This window comes from Devosia sp. FJ2-5-3, from assembly GCF_029201545.1.
GTDB lineage: Bacteria > Pseudomonadota > Alphaproteobacteria > Rhizobiales > Devosiaceae > Devosia.
Genome location: NZ_CP104007.1, coordinates 3,934,970 through 3,953,762, shown reverse-complemented (window position 1 = coordinate 3,953,762; position 18,793 = coordinate 3,934,970). Strand labels below are relative to the sequence as shown.

At 63.0% G+C, this 18,793-nt stretch carries 15 protein-coding genes; 6 read left to right on the top strand and 9 right to left on the bottom strand.

Translation table 11 applies throughout. From position 1 onward, the window contains the following. Positions 1-119 precede the first annotated feature (119 nt). Positions 120-3,314: a glycoside hydrolase family 38 C-terminal domain-containing protein gene (locus N0P34_RS18965; protein ID WP_275604759.1), complete on the top strand. Its 3,195-nt coding sequence runs from the start codon at positions 120-122 to the stop codon at positions 3,312-3,314. Between the two features lie 151 nt (positions 3,315-3,465). After that, a complete protein-coding gene (locus N0P34_RS18960) occupies positions 3,466-4,680 on the top strand; it encodes an ROK family transcriptional regulator (RefSeq protein WP_275604758.1) in 1,215 nt (404 codons plus the stop codon). A gap of 16 nt (positions 4,681-4,696) precedes the next feature. On the opposite strand, the gene N0P34_RS18955 is transcribed toward N0P34_RS18960, so the two are convergent. Next, positions 4,697-5,062, bottom strand: coding sequence for an HU family DNA-binding protein (locus N0P34_RS18955; protein ID WP_275607031.1), 366 nt, complete (start codon positions 5,060-5,062; stop codon positions 4,697-4,699). 144 nt (positions 5,063-5,206) lie between these two features. On the opposite strand from N0P34_RS18955, the gene rirA reads away from it, so the two are divergent. After that, entirely contained in the window at positions 5,207-5,683 is a 477-nt protein-coding gene (gene rirA / locus N0P34_RS18950; RefSeq protein WP_275604757.1) for an iron-responsive transcriptional regulator RirA, read from the top strand. A 219-nt stretch (positions 5,684-5,902) separates the two neighbouring features. After that, positions 5,903-7,714, top strand: a complete 1,812-nt coding sequence (locus N0P34_RS18945) for an ABC-F family ATP-binding cassette domain-containing protein (protein ID WP_275604756.1) — start codon at positions 5,903-5,905, stop codon at positions 7,712-7,714. A gap of 44 nt (positions 7,715-7,758) precedes the next feature. On the opposite strand, the gene mnhG is transcribed toward N0P34_RS18945, so the two are convergent. The 7 genes from mnhG to N0P34_RS18910 all read right to left on the bottom strand — a co-directional run bounded on the left by mnhG (position 7,759) and on the right by N0P34_RS18910 (position 15,017). Further along, complete coding sequence (mnhG, locus tag N0P34_RS18940; protein WP_275607030.1) at positions 7,759-8,145, bottom strand: monovalent cation/H(+) antiporter subunit G; 387 nt, start codon at positions 8,143-8,145, stop codon at positions 7,759-7,761. Continuing rightward, the gene (locus tag N0P34_RS18935) at positions 8,142-8,423 is read right to left on the bottom strand and encodes a K+/H+ antiporter subunit F (protein WP_275604755.1); all 282 of its coding nucleotides are present in this window, start codon (positions 8,421-8,423) and stop codon (positions 8,142-8,144) included. The genes mnhG and N0P34_RS18935 overlap by 4 nt, the downstream gene beginning before the upstream one ends. After that, positions 8,420-8,914, bottom strand: coding sequence for a Na+/H+ antiporter subunit E (locus tag N0P34_RS18930; RefSeq protein ID WP_275607029.1), 495 nt, complete (start codon positions 8,912-8,914; stop codon positions 8,420-8,422). Before N0P34_RS18930 ends, N0P34_RS18935 begins: the two co-directional genes overlap by 4 nt. 2 nt (positions 8,915-8,916) lie before the next feature. Beyond that, a complete protein-coding gene (locus N0P34_RS18925) occupies positions 8,917-10,539 on the bottom strand; it encodes a monovalent cation/H+ antiporter subunit D (protein WP_275604754.1) in 1,623 nt (540 codons plus the stop codon). Beyond that, the gene (locus N0P34_RS18920) at positions 10,539-10,877 is read right to left on the bottom strand and encodes a Na+/H+ antiporter subunit C (protein WP_275604753.1); all 339 of its coding nucleotides are present in this window, start codon (positions 10,875-10,877) and stop codon (positions 10,539-10,541) included. The genes N0P34_RS18925 and N0P34_RS18920 overlap by 1 nt, the downstream gene beginning before the upstream one ends. Beyond that, the gene (locus tag N0P34_RS18915) at positions 10,877-13,822 is read right to left on the bottom strand and encodes a monovalent cation/H+ antiporter subunit A (protein WP_275604752.1); all 2,946 of its coding nucleotides are present in this window, start codon (positions 13,820-13,822) and stop codon (positions 10,877-10,879) included. Before N0P34_RS18915 ends, N0P34_RS18920 begins: the two co-directional genes overlap by 1 nt. 202 nt (positions 13,823-14,024) lie before the next feature. Beyond that, complete coding sequence (locus N0P34_RS18910; protein WP_275604751.1) at positions 14,025-15,017, bottom strand: aldo/keto reductase; 993 nt, start codon at positions 15,015-15,017, stop codon at positions 14,025-14,027. Between the two features lie 110 nt (positions 15,018-15,127). On the opposite strand from N0P34_RS18910, the gene N0P34_RS18905 reads away from it, so the two are divergent. Continuing rightward, positions 15,128-16,144 (top strand): zinc-binding alcohol dehydrogenase family protein, encoded by a 1,017-nt coding sequence (locus tag N0P34_RS18905; RefSeq protein WP_275604750.1) that lies wholly within the window; start codon positions 15,128-15,130, stop codon positions 16,142-16,144. Positions 16,145-16,150: 6 nt separating this feature from the next. Here the strand turns inward: N0P34_RS18905 and N0P34_RS18900 are convergent, their stop codons facing one another. Next, positions 16,151-16,843, bottom strand: coding sequence for an FCD domain-containing protein (locus N0P34_RS18900; RefSeq protein ID WP_275604749.1), 693 nt, complete (start codon positions 16,841-16,843; stop codon positions 16,151-16,153). A 166-nt stretch (positions 16,844-17,009) separates the two neighbouring features. Here N0P34_RS18900 and N0P34_RS18895 point away from each other — a divergent pair, with 166 nt between their 5' ends. Then, on the top strand, positions 17,010-18,557 hold the full coding sequence (locus N0P34_RS18895; RefSeq protein ID WP_275604748.1) for a sugar ABC transporter ATP-binding protein: 1,548 nt from the start codon (positions 17,010-17,012) through the stop codon (positions 18,555-18,557). Positions 18,558-18,793: the final 236 nt, after the last annotated feature.

The window sequence follows — 18,793 nt, the reverse complement described above, 5'->3', positions numbered from 1 at the left end:
AGGCCGCCATCCTAAAGGGTTTTGGTGCCCCTGCAAATCCGGCTCCCCGGTGTCCTTCCCTATCTTTGCAACGTTGCATTTTCGTGATTACCTGCCGATGCCGCCATTCGGGGATCTCCATGACCTATTCCAATCCGCTTTCGACAAAGCTTGGCCTGCTCGACGACGATCTCAAGATAGAGGGCAAGCTGCTGCGGCTCTGCGCCGACCTCGAGCGCAAGATCCGCACGCCGATAGATGGCGTGCCGTTTCAGTGGCATGTCGAGCGGGCGGACGGCGTCAGCGCTGCGGACGCGCTGGCGGCAGACTGGCAAGGCTGGGAAAAATTCGGCCCCCATACGGTCTGGGGCAAGCATCAGGAACACACCTGGTTCGCGGCGGAAATCATCGTCCCGGAGGCGGCGCGCGGCAAGGTTTTCGTCGCCCGTTTCACCAGCCAGTGGCAGGACCGCCCCGGCTCGACCGATCCGCAATGCCTCGCCTATCTCGATGGCAGGATCGCCCAGGCGCTCGATGGCAACCACACCGAACTGGTGATCGAACGGAACGCCGTACCCGGCAGTCGGCATGTGATCCTCGTCAACGCCTTCACATTTTTCGACCGTCCCCTGGTCGGCTTCGGCGTCGACTTCTTCATCCGCAATGAGCGGGCCGAACAGCTCTATTATGATCTGCAGACGCCGGTGGACGTGGCCATCCGCCTCCACCAGAACGACCCGCGCCGCCACGCCATCCTCGCCATCGTCGAACGCGCCCTGCGCGCCCTCGATCGCCGCGATGGCCATACCGAGGCTTTCGAGAAATCCCTGCCGACGGCAGAAAAGATCGCCGCCGAAATCTATGACCTGACCGATACGGAAGTGCAGCCCCAGATCACCGCGGTGGGTTCCACCCATCTCGATGTCGGCTGGCTCTGGCGCGTGCTCCACACCCGCGACAAGACCGCCCGCAGCTTTGCCACCGTGCTCAAGCTCATGGAGGAATATCCCCAATATGTCTTCATGTATAACCAGTCTGTGCTCTTCGACTTTTTGAAGCGCGATTACCCAGAAATCTGGGAGGGCCTGCTCAAGCGCGTGAAGTCCGGCCAGTTCGAAATCGAAGGGGCCATGTGGGTCGAGCCCGACGTCAACATCGCTTCCGGCGAAAGCCTCGTGCGCCAGATCATGCGCGGCCGCCGTTTCCATCAGGAGCATTTCGGCGTCACCCCCAAAACCGTCTGGCTGCCTGACACTTTTGGCTATTCGGCCAATCTGCCCCAGATCATGGAAAAGTCGGGGCTCGAATATTTCGTCACCTCGAAGCTCTCCTGGAACGACACCGACCGGCATCCCTACGATACCTTCTTCTGGCGCGGCATCGACGGCACGGTCACCAAGGCCCAGCTCATCACCGCCCAGCGCTATGAGAGCGATGCGATCTACACCACCTATAATGGCGATCTCTCCGTGTCCGAGACCATGGGCGCCTGGAAGCGCTATGAGCCCAAGGCGGCCAATAGCGAAGTGGTCATGTCCTATGGCTATGGCGACGGCGGCGGCGGCCCCACCAGAGCCATGATCGAGCGCGGCATCCGCCTCGAACGGGGCATTCCCGGCGCGCCCAGGGTCAAGCTCGAAGGCATCGTGCCCTATCTCGACCGCCTCGGCAGACGCATGGATACCAATCCGGCAAAATTCCCCACCTGGAATGGCGAGCTCTATCTCCAATATCACCGCGGCACCCTGACCTCGGTGGCCAAGAACAAGGCCAATAACCGCAAGGCCGAGCGCCTGCTGCGCGAGCTCGAATTTTTGGGCTCCATGGCCCTGGCCAGGGCTGGCATGGACTATCCCACTGAGACGCTCGCCGAGTTCTGGGAGCTTCTGCTCATCAACCAGTTTCACGACATTCTCCCCGGCACCTCCATCCCCGAGGTGTATGTTGACAGCGATTCCGATTACGAGCGCATCTTTTCCACCCTTGCATCCGCCAATGGCCCCTGGCATGCCGCCGCCGAGGCCGCGACTGGCCCAGGCCGGGATCGCCTGCGTCTCCTCAATTTCACCAGCCAGGCCCGGTCCGAACTGGTCCATCTCGGCGATGGGCACGATCTCGATGGCCTGTCCCTCGCCACCGGTCACGATGTGCAGCCGATCCAGAAAATCACCCGCGCCGACGGCTCGACAGATTACGTGGCGCCCATTGCCAATCTCCCCTCCCTCGGCTGGGTGGAGGCGGGCATCGCCTCCGGTCCGGGCAATGCCGCGAGCGGGGTGTCGGTGTCGAAAACCCATCTCGAGAATGATCGCCTGCGCGTCGTCTTCGACGACAAGGGCGAAATTACCTCCATCATGGACAAGGCCCGCGCCCGCGAGGTGCTCGCCCCGGGTGCCCGCGCCAATCGGCTCATCGCCTACGAAGACAAACCCATGGAGTGGGACGCCTGGGATATCGACCGCTATTTCGAGGAGCAGTTCTGGCTGCTGGCCGATGCGCCCTCGACGATCGACGTGGTCGAAACCGGTCCCCATCGTGCGGCCATCCGTGTGGAACGCCGCTATCAGAACTCCCGCATCGTCCAGGTGATCTCCCTTGCCGCCGGCGAACGCCAACTCGAATTCGACACTTTCATCGACTGGCAGGAACGCGCTCACGTGATCAAGGCGGTCTTTCCCTTCGATCTCAACACCTCGGAAATTCGCTCCGAAATCCAGTTCGGCCACGTCCGCCGCCCCACCCACCGCAATACCAGCTGGGACAAGGCGCGCTTCGAGGCCTCGATGCAGCGCTGGGTCGATCTCAGCGAGGCCGATTTCGGTGTCGCGCTCATCAATGATTGCAAATATGGCTATGATTGCCACGAGCAGTGCGTGCGCCTGTCGCTCGTGCGCGGCTCGAGCTTTCCCGATCCCGGGGCCGATCTTGGCGAACATCGCCTGCGCTATGGCTTGTTCGTCCATGAGGGCGTCGCCGACATCGCCCAGGTGCATCGCGCCGCGGAACGGTTCAACAATCCGGTCGCTATCATCGGCCCGCGCCGGCCCGGCACGGCGGTTGTGGAGGCCGCCGGGTTCAGTTTTGCCTCTGTCGACAGGGACAATGTCACCATCGAAACCGTCAAGAAGGCAGAGCGCTCCTCTTCCATCGTCCTGCGCGTTTTCGAGCATGCCAATACACGAGCCGATGTTCGCATCAGCTTTGGCCCGGAGGTGAATTCGGCAAAGATCGTCAACCTCATGGAGGAAGACGGCGCCCCCCTGGCGGTGGAGGACAATGGCATTCGCCTGTCGCTGCGGCCGTTCGAGATCATTACCATCGAGGTGGGCATCTGACTAAAGTCTAAGCTTGCAGCCTATTTTGCCGAATAACGTGATTTTGGCATTATGCCGCAGGGGGAGCCCCGAATCACGCCGCCGTCTTCGGAAGGGCTGCGTGGCTCGGTGTGCGTCCGGCTGGCGCACGCCGCGCATCACGGGACACATCATGACCGACGACTACGCTGCGCCAGTCGATATTTTCCAATTGAAATCGAAGGGGTTGCAACACCACGGCCTGCGGCAGAACAATCTGCGTGTCGTGCTCAACGTCATCGGCTTCAATGCCGGACTTTCCAATGCCGAGATCGCTCGCATGTCTGGCCTCGCCCCGCAGACGGTCTCCGCCATCCTCAACGATCTCGAACGCGAGGGGCTGATCGTGCGGGGGCCCGTGCTGCGCGGTCGGCGTGGCCAGCCGGCGATGCCGATTTCCCTGCGGGCCGAGGGCGGGTATTCCATCGGCATTGAAATTGGCTGGCGACATGCCGAGGTGGTGATCATCGATCTCCACGCCACCATCGTCGGTCATCGTCGGCTGACCTATTCCTATCCCGATCCCCGCACCATCATCGACCAGGTCGCGGGCCTGGCCAGGGCGCTGATGGAAGAATTGCCCCCGGAAAGCCGGGCCCGTCTACTTGATGCTGGTATCGCCATGCCCGGGCGCATGGCCCAGGCGCTCGCCAGTCTGGGCGCCAGCGAAGACGTGGTCACGCTCTGGGCCGAGCTCGCCCCAGCGGCCGAACTCGAGCAGCGTCTCGGTCTTTCGGTCTATGCCTATAAGGACGGCAATGCCGCCTGCTGGGGCGAACTGATTGCCCTCCAGGCGCCGCGACCCGCAAGCTTTATCTATCTGCTGGTTTCAACCTATGTCGGCGCGGGCATATTCGGCGATGGGCGCCTGTGGGAGGGCGCTACGGACAATTCCGCCGATCTTGGGTCCATGCTGATCCGTGTCGACGGCGACAGAACCCGGGCTGCCCATCACATCGCCTCCTTGTCGGCCCTTGAAGCCAGGCTCAGGCAGGCTGGCTTTTCGGTCGACCTTGACGACGGAGAAAACTGGGACCTTGCCGCGATGGAGACTGAAATCGAGGCCTGGATCGGGGATGCGGCCCGCGCCTTGGCAGTGGTCATCTTCAACACGATGCGGGTTATCGATGCCGGGCTAATTGTTGTGGATACCGTCCTGCCGGCGCTCTCCGATCGCCTGGTGGCGCGCGTCGAAGCAGAATTGGAAAAACTGCCGACCGCGAATGCCTTGTCGCCCAAGGTGCAGAGGGGCCGTCTGGGGCATCTTTCCCCAGCTGTCGGGGCGGCTGAATTGCCGCTTTATCGGCGGCATTTTTCGCGCATGCAGAGCATGGATCCGCACCGCTGAGACATCGTCCGCTGCGTCAGCGGGCGTCCCCATTGGTCGGTTTTTTCTTGGTGCCGGGTTCGTCCTTCAACAGGGCATCGAGTGCCTCGCGGAGGCGTCCACTGGGCGTGAACATGACGGTGTGCCGCGGTGTGATCCGGTGCTGCGTGCCGGTCCGCGGATTGCGGCCCACGCGTTCGGCACGGGAGCGAATCTGTAGCGACCCAAATCCCGTGAGCTTGACCGTCTCGCCCTCCATCAGGGCCTGGCCGATCAATTCAATCATCCGATCGCTGATTTGACCGACATCGGTCCGGGCAAAACCCGTCGCCTCAGCAACAGCTTCGCTGAGCATGGCGCGCGTGACTGTCTTGGCCACCTGCGTTCTCCTGTACGAATAAATTCATATGCCGAAGTTAAATGGCTGTCTAGATCGGTGCAAACCTGACGCAATCGTTCAGGATTAGTTGACTTTTTTTAGAATGGTTATAAGTTCCGACCGACCCGGGGCCGAGATTGGCCGCGCATTGCAAGGGATTGCCCGCCCGTGAGAATGACTCGTCAATCAAACTATGCCATCCGCACTTTGGTGTATTGCGCGGTAAACGAGCCGCAATTAAGTCGGGTTGCAGAGATTGCGAGGGCTTACGCAATTTCCGAGCTTTTCCTGTTCAAATTGATCAAGCCGCTGGTTGAGAACGGTCTTTTGCAGACTGTCAGGGGCCGGCATGGCGGCATCCGCCTCGGCAAGCCTGCCGATCAGATCACCCTGCTCGACACTATCCGCCTCACCGAAGAAAGCTTCGCCCTGGCGGAGTGCTTTGAAGAGGGTGCCGATTGCCCGCTCATCGGCGAGTGCGACCTCAATTCCGCGCTCCGCGAGGCCCTTGGGGCCTTCTTCGATGTGCTGGCGGGCTACACGATTGCCGATCTGGCCAGCAAGAAGCGCTCGATTCGTGAACGCCTCGGTCTCTACGATCTCGAATTGCCGACGCCGTCCGACGCGCAATTTGCTGAAATATGAGTTTGACGATCAAGTTTAACTGTGCTTGATTATGGGCATGGTGCAGCGCCCCCGTGGGGCCTGTGGGGTGCAGCGCCAGTCTTCTGACGGGGCTTGCTGCTACCGTCTCCCCGGACCGGCCAGGATCCTCAACATCCTGGCCGGTCTTTTCGCATTCCCCCCAAACATTGATCTGCTGGTTGGGCTGTGCTCTATCCCGCACAACATTCCGGATTGACCATGGCCGCGCCCCCCCTTCTTTCTCTGCAGAATATCCAACTGACCTTCGGTGGCACCCAATTGCTGGAGGCTGCCGAACTCATCGTGTCGCCGGGCCAGCGCATTGCCCTTGTGGGGCGCAACGGCTCGGGCAAGTCGACCCTGCTCAAGATCGCCGCCGGCTTCATCCAGCACGATGCCGGTGTTCGCTTCGTCGAGCCCAGCGCCACGATCCGCTATCTGCCCCAGGAGCCCGATCTGGCCGGCTTTGCTACTACCTTGGCCTATGTCGAGGCGGGCATGGCGGGCGGCGACGACGATTATCGCGCCCAATATCTGCTCAATGCCCTGGGTCTCACCGGCACCGAAGATCCGACAACTCTTTCGGGCGGCGAGGCGCGCCGGGCCGCATTGGCGCGCGTCCTGGCCCCCCAGCCCGATGTGCTGCTGCTCGACGAGCCGACCAACCATCTCGACTTGCCCGTCATTGAATGGCTGCAGGCCGAGCTCGATTCCATGCGCTCCGCAATGGTGATCATCAGCCACGACCGTCGTTTCCTCACCGATCTCTCGCGCTCGACCGTCTGGCTCGACCGCGGCGTCACCCGCCGCATCGAACGCGGCTTTGCCGCCTTTGAAGGCTGGCGCGACGAGGTGCTGGAGCAGGAAGAAAAGGATCGCCACAAGCTCGATCGGCAGATCGTGCGCGAGGAGCACTGGCTGCGTTACGGCGTCACCGCTCGGCGCAAGCGCAATGTGGGTCGTCTCGAGCGCCTGTCCGATCTGCGCCAGGACCGGCGCGAGCAGCGCCGCGCCGTCGGCAGCGTCAGCATGGCCGTCTCCTCGGGGCGGACGTCGGGCGCGCTCGTGGTGGAAACGGAAAACATCTCCAAGAGCTATGGCACGAGACCCATCGTCACGGAATTTTCGACGCGCGTCCTTCGCGGCGACCGCGTCGGCATTGTCGGGCCCAATGGCGCCGGCAAGACCACGCTGATCAAGATGCTGACGGGGCTCTCCGAGCCCGATAGCGGCACCATCAAGATGGGCTCGGCGCTCGAACTGGCCATGCTGGATCAGGGGCGCGCCCGCCTCGATCCCGACACGCGCCTGCGCGATGCGCTGACCGGCGGCGGCAGCGACACGCTGCTGATTAACGGCGAGAACAAGCACGTCGTTGGCTATATGAAGGATTTCCTGTTCACGCCCGAGCAGGCCAATACCCCAATCGGCAAACTCTCGGGCGGCGAACGTGCCCGCGTGGCCCTGGCCCGCGCCCTGGCGCTGCCGTCCAACTTCCTCGTCCTCGACGAGCCGACCAACGATCTCGACCTCGAAACGCTCGACCTGCTTGAGGAAATGGTCTCCGACTATGCCGGCACCGTCATCGTCGTCAGCCACGACCGTGACTTCCTCGACCGCGTGGCGACGTCCATCATCATGGCCGAAGGCGATGGTCTTTGGATCGAATATGCCGGTGGCTATTCCGACATGGTTGCCCAGCGCGGCGCCGGCGTAAGCGCGCGCGTCGTGGAAAAGGCTGCCAAGGCCGAAAAGGCCCGCAATCAGGCGGCGCAGCCTTACCCTTCATCGAAGCGCAAGCTGAGCTTTAAGGAAAAGCACGCGCTCGAAACCCTTCCGGGTGAAATCGAAAAGCTGGAAGCCAGGATGCGTCAGCTCAACGAAAAGTTGGCCCAGGGCAATTACTACACAAGCGACCCCGCCGGCTTTGCCAAGGACAGCAAGGCCTTGGCCGAGGCCGAGGCGAAACGCAGCGCTGCCGAGGAGCAATGGCTCGAGCTCGAATTGCTGCGCGAAGAGATCGAGGGCTAGCCCTCGATCCCGCTACCAGGGTCACGCCCGGTGCATCTTGCTCATCAGGGTTGTGCCGGGTTTTCCGGCTCGACCACGACGTCCTGGCCGACCGGATCGGGCACATTGCCATTGGCCTCGGCGCGGTCGCGATAGAGCGCAGCGCGGGCCAGGAGCATCAGCGTCACTGGCGTCGTCACCAGCACGAAGGCCAGGATCAGCAGCTCATGCACCGCCGGCCGCTGCCCCGACACGAAGAAATACAGCATCGACGCCATGACGATGAAGATTGTGCCAAAGCTGGTGCCCAGCGTCGGGGCGTGGACGCGGGAGTAAAAATCCTTGAACCGCGCCAGCCCGACGCAGCCGAGCAGCGTCAATATTGCGCCTGCGATTGACAGCGCGACGACGATGATGGCGACCCAGACGGGAATATCAGCAGCGTCCATTATTCGATCACCTCGCCGCGCATGAGGAATTTGGCCAGCGCCACCGTCCCCACGAAACCCAGAATGCCGATGATCAGCGCCACCTCGAAATAGATCGCTGAGCCGACGCGAATGCCGAACAGCATCAGCATCAGCATGGCCGCGACATAGAAGGCATCCAGTGCCAGCACGCGGTCCTGGGCCCGCGGCCCGATAACGATCCGGTAGGCGGCAAAGGCCATGGCCAGCGCAATGATCATCTGGGCTGCAGTCAGTCCCCAATGAAGGATGATTTCGCTCACTCGAAAATCTCCATCAGCAGGCGCTCGTAATTATGTTTGACGGTCCGGACCCATTCGTCCTCGTCCACCACGTCGAGCACATGGAGCAGCACCGTATTGTGGCCCGGCGTATATTCGAGCCAGGCGCTGCCGGGCGTCGCGGTGACGATGATCGAGAGTACCGCAAGGCCAAGCTTGTCGGTCAATTCGAGCGGCATCAGGATAAAGGCGGGGTGCGGCTGGTGCTTGCGTCCGCTGACGGCGATGATCGCCACGGCGATATTGGAGCGCAGCACGTCGGCAACGACATAGAAGATCAGCTTGATGATCGCGATGGGATTGCGGACGCGCGGTGGGTCAGGCTGGAGCGCCTGCATGGCCCGTCCGGCGCCGATGGCGATAAGGCTGCCGAGCAGGACATGGCCGAGGCTCAGGCTCTGCTGCAGCAACAGCCACATCACCACCAGCGACAGTGACAGCAGCGGATAGGGCAAGATGTGGCGCCTGATCATGCTCAATGGACCGCCTCCACGCTGACCACCAGGGGTGTTTCAAGGATCCGGGTGACGGCGCCACCAGGCAGGTACAGCTCCTCGGCTGCGGCCTGCATGTAGTCCATCACCGGTGCGGCCATGATCGTCATGCCGACGGCAATGCCCAGAAGCAGCGCCACCGGCATCATCTCCAGCACCCGCACCGGTCCGGGCGTGTCGGAAAGCGTTGCCCAGAAAGTGTTGATGCCCTCGCGCATCAGCGCGATCAGCGTGGCAAAGCCCGAAAAGATCATCAGGCCGGCGAGCCCCCAGGCCCAGGGCGAGATCGCCCCGGTCTCGGTCAGGCCTTCGGGATTGAAGAGGCTGCTGATGATGGCGAACTTGGCGAGGAACCCGGCCAGCGGCGGGAAGCCGGCCAGCAGCAGCGCCGAGACGCAAAAACTGATGGACAGCATGGCCAGCGCGCCGGGGATCGAAAGGCCCACCTCTTCCTCGGCTTCCTCGTCATCGTCGCCGAACACTTCGAGCGTCAGGGCAAGGACATTGGCGCCCTCGATGCGGACGCGATCCATCAGTTCGATCAGCATGAAGAAGGCGCTGACCGCCAGGGTCGAGACCACGAGATAATAGAGCGCGCCGCCCGTCGTTGTCGGATTGCCGATGCCGATGCTGGCCAGCAGCGTGCCCGCCGAAACGAGGACGCTATAGCTGGCCATGCGGCCCGGTGTCCGCGAGGCGAGCAGTCCGATCACCCCGAAGACGATGGTGGCCATGCCGCCGCAGAGCAGCACGATCTGGCCGAAGCCCTGCGACGCGCCGGCTTCCGTCCCGAAGGCCAGCGTCGAAAGGCGCAGCAGCGCATAGATGCCCACCTTGGTCATGATGGCAAAGATCGCCGCCACGGGGGGAGCCGCAACCGAATAGGTCGCCGGCAGCCAGAAGCCCAGCGGCCAGGTGCCGGCCTTGATGAGGAAGGCCACGGCAAGCACGGCCGCGCCCATTTCCATCAGCCCGCGATCGGCTGCAGGCACCATCGCCACTTTCATGGCGAGATCGGCCATGTTCAGCGTGCCGGTGACGCCATAGATGAGCGCCGCCCCGATGAGGAAAAGGAAGGAGGCTGCGAGGTTGATCGCCACATAGTGCAGGCCCGCCTTGACGCGGGCGCTGCCTCCGCCATGGAGCGCCAGGCCATAGGAGGCCGCCAGCATCACCTCGAAGAACACGAAGAGGTTGAAGATGTCCCCGGTGAGGAACGCGCCATTGAGCCCCATGATGAGGAAGTGCATCAGGCTGTGGAAGCTGGGCCCCGAGGTGTGCCAGCGGGCCAGGGAATAGACCAGCGTTGCCAGCCCCAGCGTCGTCGCCAGCAGCACCATCATCGCCGACAGGCGATCGGCCACTAGCACGATGCCGAAAGGCACCGGCCAATTGCCGATGGCGTAGCTGATGGTGGAAACGCCTTCGCTCTGGCTGACCTGGACGACCATGGCAATCGCCGCGGTCAGCAGAATGAGCAGCCCGGTAAAGCTGATAATGGCCTTCAGCGTGCGCTGGCGATCGTCGAACAGCACCAGCACCGCGCCGGTAATCAGCGGGATCAGGATGGGCAGGACGGGAAGGTGAGCGGCAAGTCCGTGCATCAGCGTTGCTCCCGTCCGTCGACATGGTCGGTGCCGGTCAGGCCACGATTGACCAGCAGCACCACGAGGAACAGCGCCGTCATGGCAAAGCCGATGACGATGGCGGTCAGGACCAGCGCCTGCGGCACCGGATCGGTATAGAGCGCGGGGTCGACAGTGCCATGGTCGATGACCGGCGCTGCATCCACCCGCAGCCGCCCCATCGAGAAGATGAAGAGATTGACCGCATAGGACAGCAGCGACAGGCCGATGATGACCTGGAAGGTGCGCGGGCGCAGCATCAGATAGATGCCGCTGGCGCAAAGAACGGCGATGCCGATGGCGAGAACGAGTTCCATCAGGGCTTCTCCACCGGTGCGTCTGCCGACACTTCAATTTCCCTTATGGGCGGTGCGGGCATACGGGCTGCCTTGGGCGAGCGGACCGATTGGTGCGCCAGCGCGATGAGGATGAGCACGGTTGCACCGAGCACGAGAACGAACACGCCAAGATCAAAGATCAGCGCGCTGGCCATGGGCACCTTGCCGATCAGCGGAACGTCCAGATACTGGAAGCCCGTGGTCATGAAGGGATAGCCCATGATCTGCGGCACGACGCCGATCAGCACCGCCAGCACGAGCCCGGTGCCGATCCATTTGAGCGGCAGGATGCGCAGGCGTTCCTCGGTCCAGCGCGTGCCGCCGGCCATATATTGCAGGATAAAGCCGATGGACATGACGATGCCGGCTGCAAAGCCGCCACCCGGCTGGTCGTGTCCGCGCAGGAAGAAATAGGCGGCCAGGACGATGATGACGGGGAACATCCAGTTCATCATCACCGCCGGGATCAGCAGATATTCCTTGACCGTGTCGCCGACCTCGCGCTCGGGCTGCTTGTCGTCGAAGGCGGCCTGAATCTTCTGCTGTTCGGTCTTGCCCACCGAATCGGCGGCCGGACGGAAACGGCGCAGCAGCGCGAAGACTGTCAGCGCCACGATGCCGAGCACGGTGATTTCGCCCATCGTATCGAAGGCGCGGAAATCGACGAGCATCACATTGACCACATTGGTGCCGCCGCCCAGCGTGTAGGAATTTTCGAGGAAGAAATCGGAAATCCCTGCCGGCAACTGACGGGTCATCACCGCATAGGCCGTGAGCCCGAGGCCGAGGCCGGCGACGATGGAGATGGTCAGGTCGCGATAGCGGCGCAATTGGGCGCGCATCAGCAGGGTTTCGTCGCGGTTCTGCTCGACCCGCTTGGGCAGCCAGCGCAGCCCGAGAAGGATCAGGACGGTGGTGACGATTTCGACCAGCAGCTGGGTTACCGCCAGATCGGGGGCGGAGAACCACACAAAGGTCATGCAGACGACAAGGCCGGCCCCGCCCATCAGCACCAGTGACACAAGCCGGTGGAACTTGGCCTGCTGTGCCGCCATGACGGCGCAGACTATGCCGATGGCCCACATCATGGTGAAGGCGGGGTCGAACCCGTCCATCGAGAAATTGACCTGCCCGATGCCCCCCAGCAGCGACACGCCGGCAGCGAGCGTTGCGATAAAGAACAGCAGCATCAATTGCGGCTGCAGCCGGCGCGTGCCGAGAACGCCTTCGAGCGTGCGCGCCCATTTGGAGGTGACCGTCAGCATGATGCGCTCGAAGATGCGCTGCCCCTTGAACTGGCGGATCAGCGGCGCGCCGTCGATGCCCTTGGCCAGATAGCGGTAGAGCGCCCAATAAAGGAGGGCGCCACCAACCAGGGCCAAAAGGCTCATGAACAGCGCCAGGTTCCAGCCGTGCCAGATCGAGAGCGAATAATAGGGCGTATCCGGCCCGACGACCGACAGCACCGCGGCCGCCAGGAACGGCGCCATGGTGATGCCGGGGATGATGCCGACGAGAAGGCAGAGCAGGACAAGGATTTCGATCGGCCGGCGCATCAGGGCAGGGGGCTCGTGCGGCTCCTTGTCGAGGCCCACGGGGGCCGGGCCGAAGAACACGCCGTGCACGAAGCGCAGCGAATAGACCACGGCGAAGATGCCCGCGATCGTCGCGCCCAGCGGCAATGCGATATTGACGAAGGGATTGGCGTCGCGCTGGGCTGTTTCGGCGAAGAACATTTCCTTGGAAAGGAAGCCGTTGAGCAGCGGCACGCCGGCCATGGCCGCGCTCGCCACCATGGCGAGGGTCGCTGTGAAGGGCATGAAGCGGAAGAGCCCGCTCAGTCTTCGGATATCGCGCGTGCCGGTCTCGTGGTCGATGATACCGGCTGCCATGAACAGCGAGGCCTTGAAGGTGGCGTGATTGGCGATGTGGAAGATCGCCGCCACCGCCGCCAGCGGGCTCGACATGCCCAGGAGCGTGGTGATCAGCCCCAGATGCGAGATGGTCGAATAGGCGAGCAGCCCCTTGAGATCGGTCTGGAAGATCGCCGCATAGGCGCCAAAGATCAACGTCGCCATGCCGGCAAAGGTCACGACCCAGAACCAGGCGTCGGTGCCGGCCATGACGGGCCAGAACCGCACCAGGAGAAACACGCCGGCTTTCACCATGGTGGCCGAGTGCAGATAGGCCGAAACCGGGGTCGGCGCCGCCATGGCCTGAGGCAGCCAGAAGTGGAACGGGAACTGCGCGCTCTTGGTCAGCGCGCCAAGGAGCACGAAGCCCAGCGCCGGAAGGTAGAGATCGCTGTTGCGGATGAGATCGCCCGAATTGAGCACCACGTCGAGATCGTAGGAGCCCACGATATGGCCCACGATCAACATGCCGACGAGCAGGCCGAGCCCGCCAAGGCCGGTCACCGTCAGCGCCATGCGGGCGCCGTCGCGCGCCTGCGCCAGATGGAACCAGTAGCCGATCAGAAGGAACGAGAAGATGCTGGTCAGCTCCCAGAACACCACCAGCTGGATGATGTTGCCCGAAAGCACGAGGCCGAGCATCGAGCCCATGAAAGCCAGGAAGAACGAGAAGAAGCGCGGGACCGGGTCCTTGGGCGACATGTAATAGCGTGCATAGAGCACGACGAGGAAACCGACGCCGGTAATCAGGATGCCGAAGAGCCAGGAAAAGCCGTCAAGCCGGAAGACGAGGTTCAGGCCCATTTCCGGAAGCCAGGCCACGTCGTGGCGAATGACGCTGCCATCGGCGATCTGGGGGAAGAGCCAGATCATGGACCCCAGGCCAAACACCGCGACCGCGCCGGCCAACCAGGCTTCCGCATTGCGCGCGTTCGAGGGCAGGGCTGCGGCCAGTACACTGGCCATGAAGGGCACGAGCACAACGAAGAGCAACAAGACGGATGGCGTCATCAGCGCGTTAAAGACCTCTAGGGTAATGATCGGGAGCTAGACGTTCAAAAGAACGCATCACTGCTTTTCGCTGCACAAGCTCAAATGCGCAAGTCGGAATTTGGGCGTGAATGTACAAGGGGCGATTTTTTTTAGGCGCGGCAATTGTCCGGGCCGACACGTGCCGGCCCGAATAAAGATATTGTTAACCCCTCAATGCGGTTCAGGCCAGGCGCGAGGGGCCCGAGCCTGCCCCGGTCCGCTCGATGGACTGGGCGATGGTCTCGAGATCGTCCGCATCCAGTTCGAGCCGGGCTGCATCGATCCAGCCATCCACCTGCGCCGGCGAACGGGCGCCGACGATCGCCGCCGTCAGGCCCGGCCAGGACAGGACCCAGGCCAGCGCCACGCTCGAAACGCTGGTGCCGTGCTTTTGCGCGATCGGCTTGAGGCCGTCGGCCAGGGCCAGGTTCGCCACGAGGGCGTCCCCCTGGAATTCCGGGCTTTCCCGGCGCCAGTCATTATCGGCCAGAGCGGAGGCCCGCTCGGCGGTAAATGTGCCTGTGAGAAGTCCTGCCTGCATGGGGCTATAGCAGATCACGCCGGTCCCATGCTGATGGCACCAGGGCAGGATTTCGGCGGCAGTCTGCCGCTTGATCATCGAAAAAGGCGGCTGCAGCGTCTCGACATGCCCAATCGCCTCTGCCTTGGCGAGCTGCTCGACGCTGTGGTTGGAAAGGCCCACATTGCGCACCTTGCCCTCGGCCTTGAGCTCGAGCAGCGCCCCCCAATACTCTTCCAGTCCAACATCGTCCGATGGCCAATGCATCTGGTAGAGATCGATGGTCTCGACCCCCAGCCGCTTGAGCGAATTCTCAAGCTCTCCGCGCAGATGATTGCGCTCGCCGATCCGGCGCGGGTTCTTGCCCTCGCTGTCGCGCACGATGCCGCCCTTGGTGAAGACCAGCGGACGCCTGTCGGCCGGCAGTTTCCGCAGCGTCTGGCCGATCACCTCTTCGGAATGGCCATTGCCATAGACGGCGGCTGTGTCGATCCAGTTGATCCCGAGCTCGATGGCATGGCGAATGGCAGCGTCGGATTTCGCGTCGTCCTGCGGCCCCCACATATTGCCGCCCATGGCCCAGGCGCCGATCCCGACGCGGGTGATGTCGAGGCCGGTCTTGCCCAATGGGCGCGTTGGCAAATCAGTTTTCATGTCCGCATTCCCTTGCTCGCTTTGCCTGCTGTTTATCGCTTCGAGGCCGTTGCTGTCATCCTTCATGTATGGAAGATAGTGGGTGGCGCTTCGGCGTCCAGGAGACGATCATGCAAGCCCTCAGCATTCTCAAGCCCGGCCAGGCCGGCCTTACCGAAATGGCAGTGCCCGAGCCGAAAGCCGGCGAAGTGGCCATCTCGATTGCCTATGTCGGCTATTGCGGCTCCGATCTCACCTCCTATCGCGGGCTCAATCCATTGGTGAGCTATCCCCGCGTGCCGGGCCATGAAATCGCCGGCACCATCGCGGCGCTCGGCGAGGGCGTGACCGGGCTTGCCGAGGGGCAGGCGGTCACTGTCATCCCATATTTCAATTGCGGCACCTGCCACGCCTGCACCACAGGCCGCCCCAATGCCTGCGTCAGAAACCAGACCATGGGCGTGCAGCGCGAGGGCGCCATGACCGGGCGCATTGTCGTGCCCGCGGCAAAGGTTCTGCCCGTGGACGATCTGCCCCTGCGCGATCTGGCGCTGATCGAGCCCTGTGCCGTTGGTTTTCACGCCGTGCGCCGCGCCGGTCTGCAGGAAGGCGAGACCATTGTCGTCCTCGGTTGTGGCATGATCGGGCTCGGCGTACTGCTCGGCGCCCTGCGGGTTGGAGCGCGCGTCATCGCCGTCGATCTCAGCGACGCCAAGCTGGACATCGCCAAAAAACTCGGCGCCCACGAAACCATCAATGCAAGGACAGATGTCCGCGCCGCCGTCTCTGCCCTCACCGGCGAGGGGCCCGATGTGGTGATCGAGGCCGTGGGTGCGGAGGCGACCTTCCTCCAGGCGGTGGATATGGTCGTCACCACCGGGCGCGTGGTCTATATCGGCTACGCCAAGGCGCCCATTGCCTATGACACCAAATATTTCATCACCAAGGAACTCGACATTCGCGGCTCGCGCAACGCCCTGCCTGAGGATTTTGCCGCCGTTATCGATTGCCTAAAGGCCAATCCCGGCGCCGGCGATCTCATCGTCTCGCGCATCGCTTCGCTCGATGAAGCGCCCTCGGCCCTTGCCGAATGGGATGCCGATCCCGGCGCCTTCACCAAGATCCTCGTTGATCTGCGGGCCGGATGAAGCGGTCTATTCCCAGCTATTGAGCATGGCGGCGGTGACATAGTCGAGATGGGCCGCCATCGCAGCCCGCGCAGCCTCTGCATCGCGCTGCACGATCGCCGCCACAATGCTTCTATGGTCTTCCATGATATGCAGGCGCACGTCCGATATCGTCGCCAGATGCTCGTGGAAGCGCTTGTCGACGTCCTCGGAACGAGAATTCCACAGCGTGTCCAGAATTTCCCGTAGCATGGAATTGCCCGACCCCTCGGCGATGGTCAGGTGCATGGTCCTGTCCCATTCCGATGTCCACAAATCCCGATCCGCGTCGGCCTGCATATGTCCCAGCACTTCGGCCAGCCGCGCCAGACCTTCGGGGGCAATGGCCTGCGCTGCAAGTGCGGCGGCTTCCGGTTCGAGCAGTCTGCGCACATTCATGATTTCGATAGGGGAATGGCTCTGCTCGGGCAGCGCCTCGCCCGGCTTTTCCTGGCCCCGCACAAAGGCGCCGACACCGACGCGCACCTCCACCAATCCTGCCACTTCCAGCGCGATCAGCGCCTCGCGCAGCGTGGGCCGGGAGACCCCCAGGCTTGCCGCAAGATCGCGCTCGGAGGGCAATTGCCTGCCCGGCGCCACCGCGCCCGCGCTGATCTGCTCGCGGATCTGATCGGCGATCTGGAGATAGAGTTTCCGGTTAGAGACGGCCTGTAGTTTCATTGCTCCCCCGCAGCCGCGGAACGATGCGGCAGCCGGTCAAGACATAGCGCCGCGGACCGACCCTGTCCACTGGTCTGACCACTTGACAGCTTGTCAGACTTGTCATTAGCTCGTCGGGCTTGTTGAGCATCGCCGCAGAGCGGGCCGGCCGGCTGGAGGACGTCACATGGTTGCAAGCCAGTCGGACCGCGCCGAACGCAGCGCTCCGCTCGTCGAAATGACCGATATCGACAAGAATTTCCCCGGTGTCCGGGCCCTGTCCCATGCCCGCTTCGATCTGGTGGCAGGGGAAGTCCATGCCCTCATGGGTGAAAACGGCGCCGGCAAGTCCACGCTGATGAAAGTGCTTTCGGGCGTCTATCAGCGCGACAGCGGCACGGTCCTGCTCGAGGGACATCCGGTGGAAATCGTCTCGCCGCGCGAGGCACAGAATCTGGGCATTGGCATCATCCATCAGGAACTCGCCCTGATGCGCGATCTCACCGCCGCCCAGAACATCTATATCGGCCGCGAGCCACGCCGCTTCGGCCTCCTCGACGAGCGCCAGCTCAACCGCGATACGGCCGCGATCTTTCAGTCCATGAACCTCAATCTCGATCCCACTGTGAAGGTCGAGACGCTCACCATCGCCAAGCAGCAAATGGTCGAGATCGCCAAGGCGCTCTCCTATCGCTCCAAGGTGTTGATCATGGATGAGCCCACCGCGGCCCTCAACGACGCCGAGATCGCCGAGCTCTTCGCCATCATCAATCGGCTCAAGGCCGAGGGCGTCGGCATCGTCTACATCTCCCACAAGATGGACGAGATCAAGCGCATCTCCGACCGCGTCACCATCATGCGCGATGGCGAATATGTCGGCACGGTTCCCGCTGCCGAAACCCCCATCGAAACCATCATTTCCATGATGGTGGGGCGCACGCTGAGCCAGGAAACGCTCTCCATTCCCAACACCGCCGATGCGCCGATAGCGCTGGAGGTCCGCAACATCCGTCGCGGCCGCGACATTCGCGATGTCAGCTTCTCGGTGCGCAAGGGTGAGATCCTCGGCTTTGCCGGTCTCATGGGCGCTGGTCGAACCGAGGTCGCCCGCGCCATTTTCGGGGCCGATCGGCGCGAGGGCGGCGAAATCTGGGTTCACGACAAGCGGGTCGGCATCTCCTCGCCTCGCGATGCGGTTGCCTGCGGAATTGGCTATCTCTCCGAGGATCGCAAGAATTTCGGCCTCGCCACCGGCCTTGATGTCCGCAACAACATCGCGCTCCCCAGCCTCGAGCGCTTCACCGGCCCGGCCGGCGTGCTCGACGAGGCCGGCATGCGCGAGGCCGCACAGAAATTCATCCGCCAGCTTGCCATCAAGACCCCGTCCGACACCCAGGAAGCGCGCCTCCTCTCGGGCGGCAACCAGCAAAAGGTCGTCATCGCCAAATGGCTTTTGCGCGATTGCGATATCCTGATCTTCGACGAGCCGACGCGCGGCATCGATGTCGGCGCCAAGTCCGAAATCTACAAGCTCCTCAATGCCCTCGCCGCGGAGGGCAAGGCCATCATCGTCATCTCCTCGGAGCTGCCGGAGATCCTGCGCCTCTCCCACCGCATCGCGGTGATGTGCGAGGGCCGCCTCACCGGCATCCTGCCCGGCGGCGCCAGCCAGCAGGACATCATGCGGCTCGCCACCATGCGCGAACCCGCCATGCAGGTGCGCCATGCCAGCTAGCCTTTTCCACGAACACCGCCCCTCTCTTCGCCTCTCCCTTGGGGGTGAGGTCGGCGCTCCGCGTTGGGTGAGGGGGCCTCGCCTTAACACCGACATACATGTTCATCGTCTCCCTCCCCCTAGCGGGGAGGGATCAAGGGTGGGGGGGCGAGAGCCCGGATATCAAGGCTTCCGACACCCCCTCCCAACCTCCCCCGTCGAGGGGGAGGTGTCGCGAAGCGGGCGGGGCAAATATC

Coding starts and splice junctions, on each gene's coding strand:
- N0P34_RS18965 (WP_275604759.1), top strand. CDS start 120: ATGACCTATTCCAATCCGCTTTCGACAAAGCTTGGCCTGCTCGACGAC.
- N0P34_RS18960 (WP_275604758.1), top strand. CDS start 3,466: ATGACCGACGACTACGCTGCGCCAGTCGATATTTTCCAATTGAAATCG.
- N0P34_RS18945 (WP_275604756.1), top strand. CDS start 5,903: ATGGCCGCGCCCCCCCTTCTTTCTCTGCAGAATATCCAACTGACCTTC.
- N0P34_RS18930 (WP_275607029.1), bottom strand. CDS start 8,914: ATGATCAGGCGCCACATCTTGCCCTATCCGCTGCTGTCACTGTCGCTG.
- N0P34_RS18925 (WP_275604754.1), bottom strand. CDS start 10,539: ATGCACGGACTTGCCGCTCACCTTCCCGTCCTGCCCATCCTGATCCCG.
- N0P34_RS18920 (WP_275604753.1), bottom strand. CDS start 10,877: ATGGAACTCGTTCTCGCCATCGGCATCGCCGTTCTTTGCGCCAGCGGC.
- N0P34_RS18915 (WP_275604752.1), bottom strand. CDS start 13,822: ATGACGCCATCCGTCTTGTTGCTCTTCGTTGTGCTCGTGCCCTTCATG.
- N0P34_RS18910 (WP_275604751.1), bottom strand. CDS start 15,017: ATGAAAACTGATTTGCCAACGCGCCCATTGGGCAAGACCGGCCTCGAC.
- N0P34_RS18905 (WP_275604750.1), top strand. CDS start 15,128: ATGCAAGCCCTCAGCATTCTCAAGCCCGGCCAGGCCGGCCTTACCGAA.
- N0P34_RS18900 (WP_275604749.1), bottom strand. CDS start 16,843: ATGAAACTACAGGCCGTCTCTAACCGGAAACTCTATCTCCAGATCGCC.
- N0P34_RS18895 (WP_275604748.1), top strand. CDS start 17,010: ATGGTTGCAAGCCAGTCGGACCGCGCCGAACGCAGCGCTCCGCTCGTC.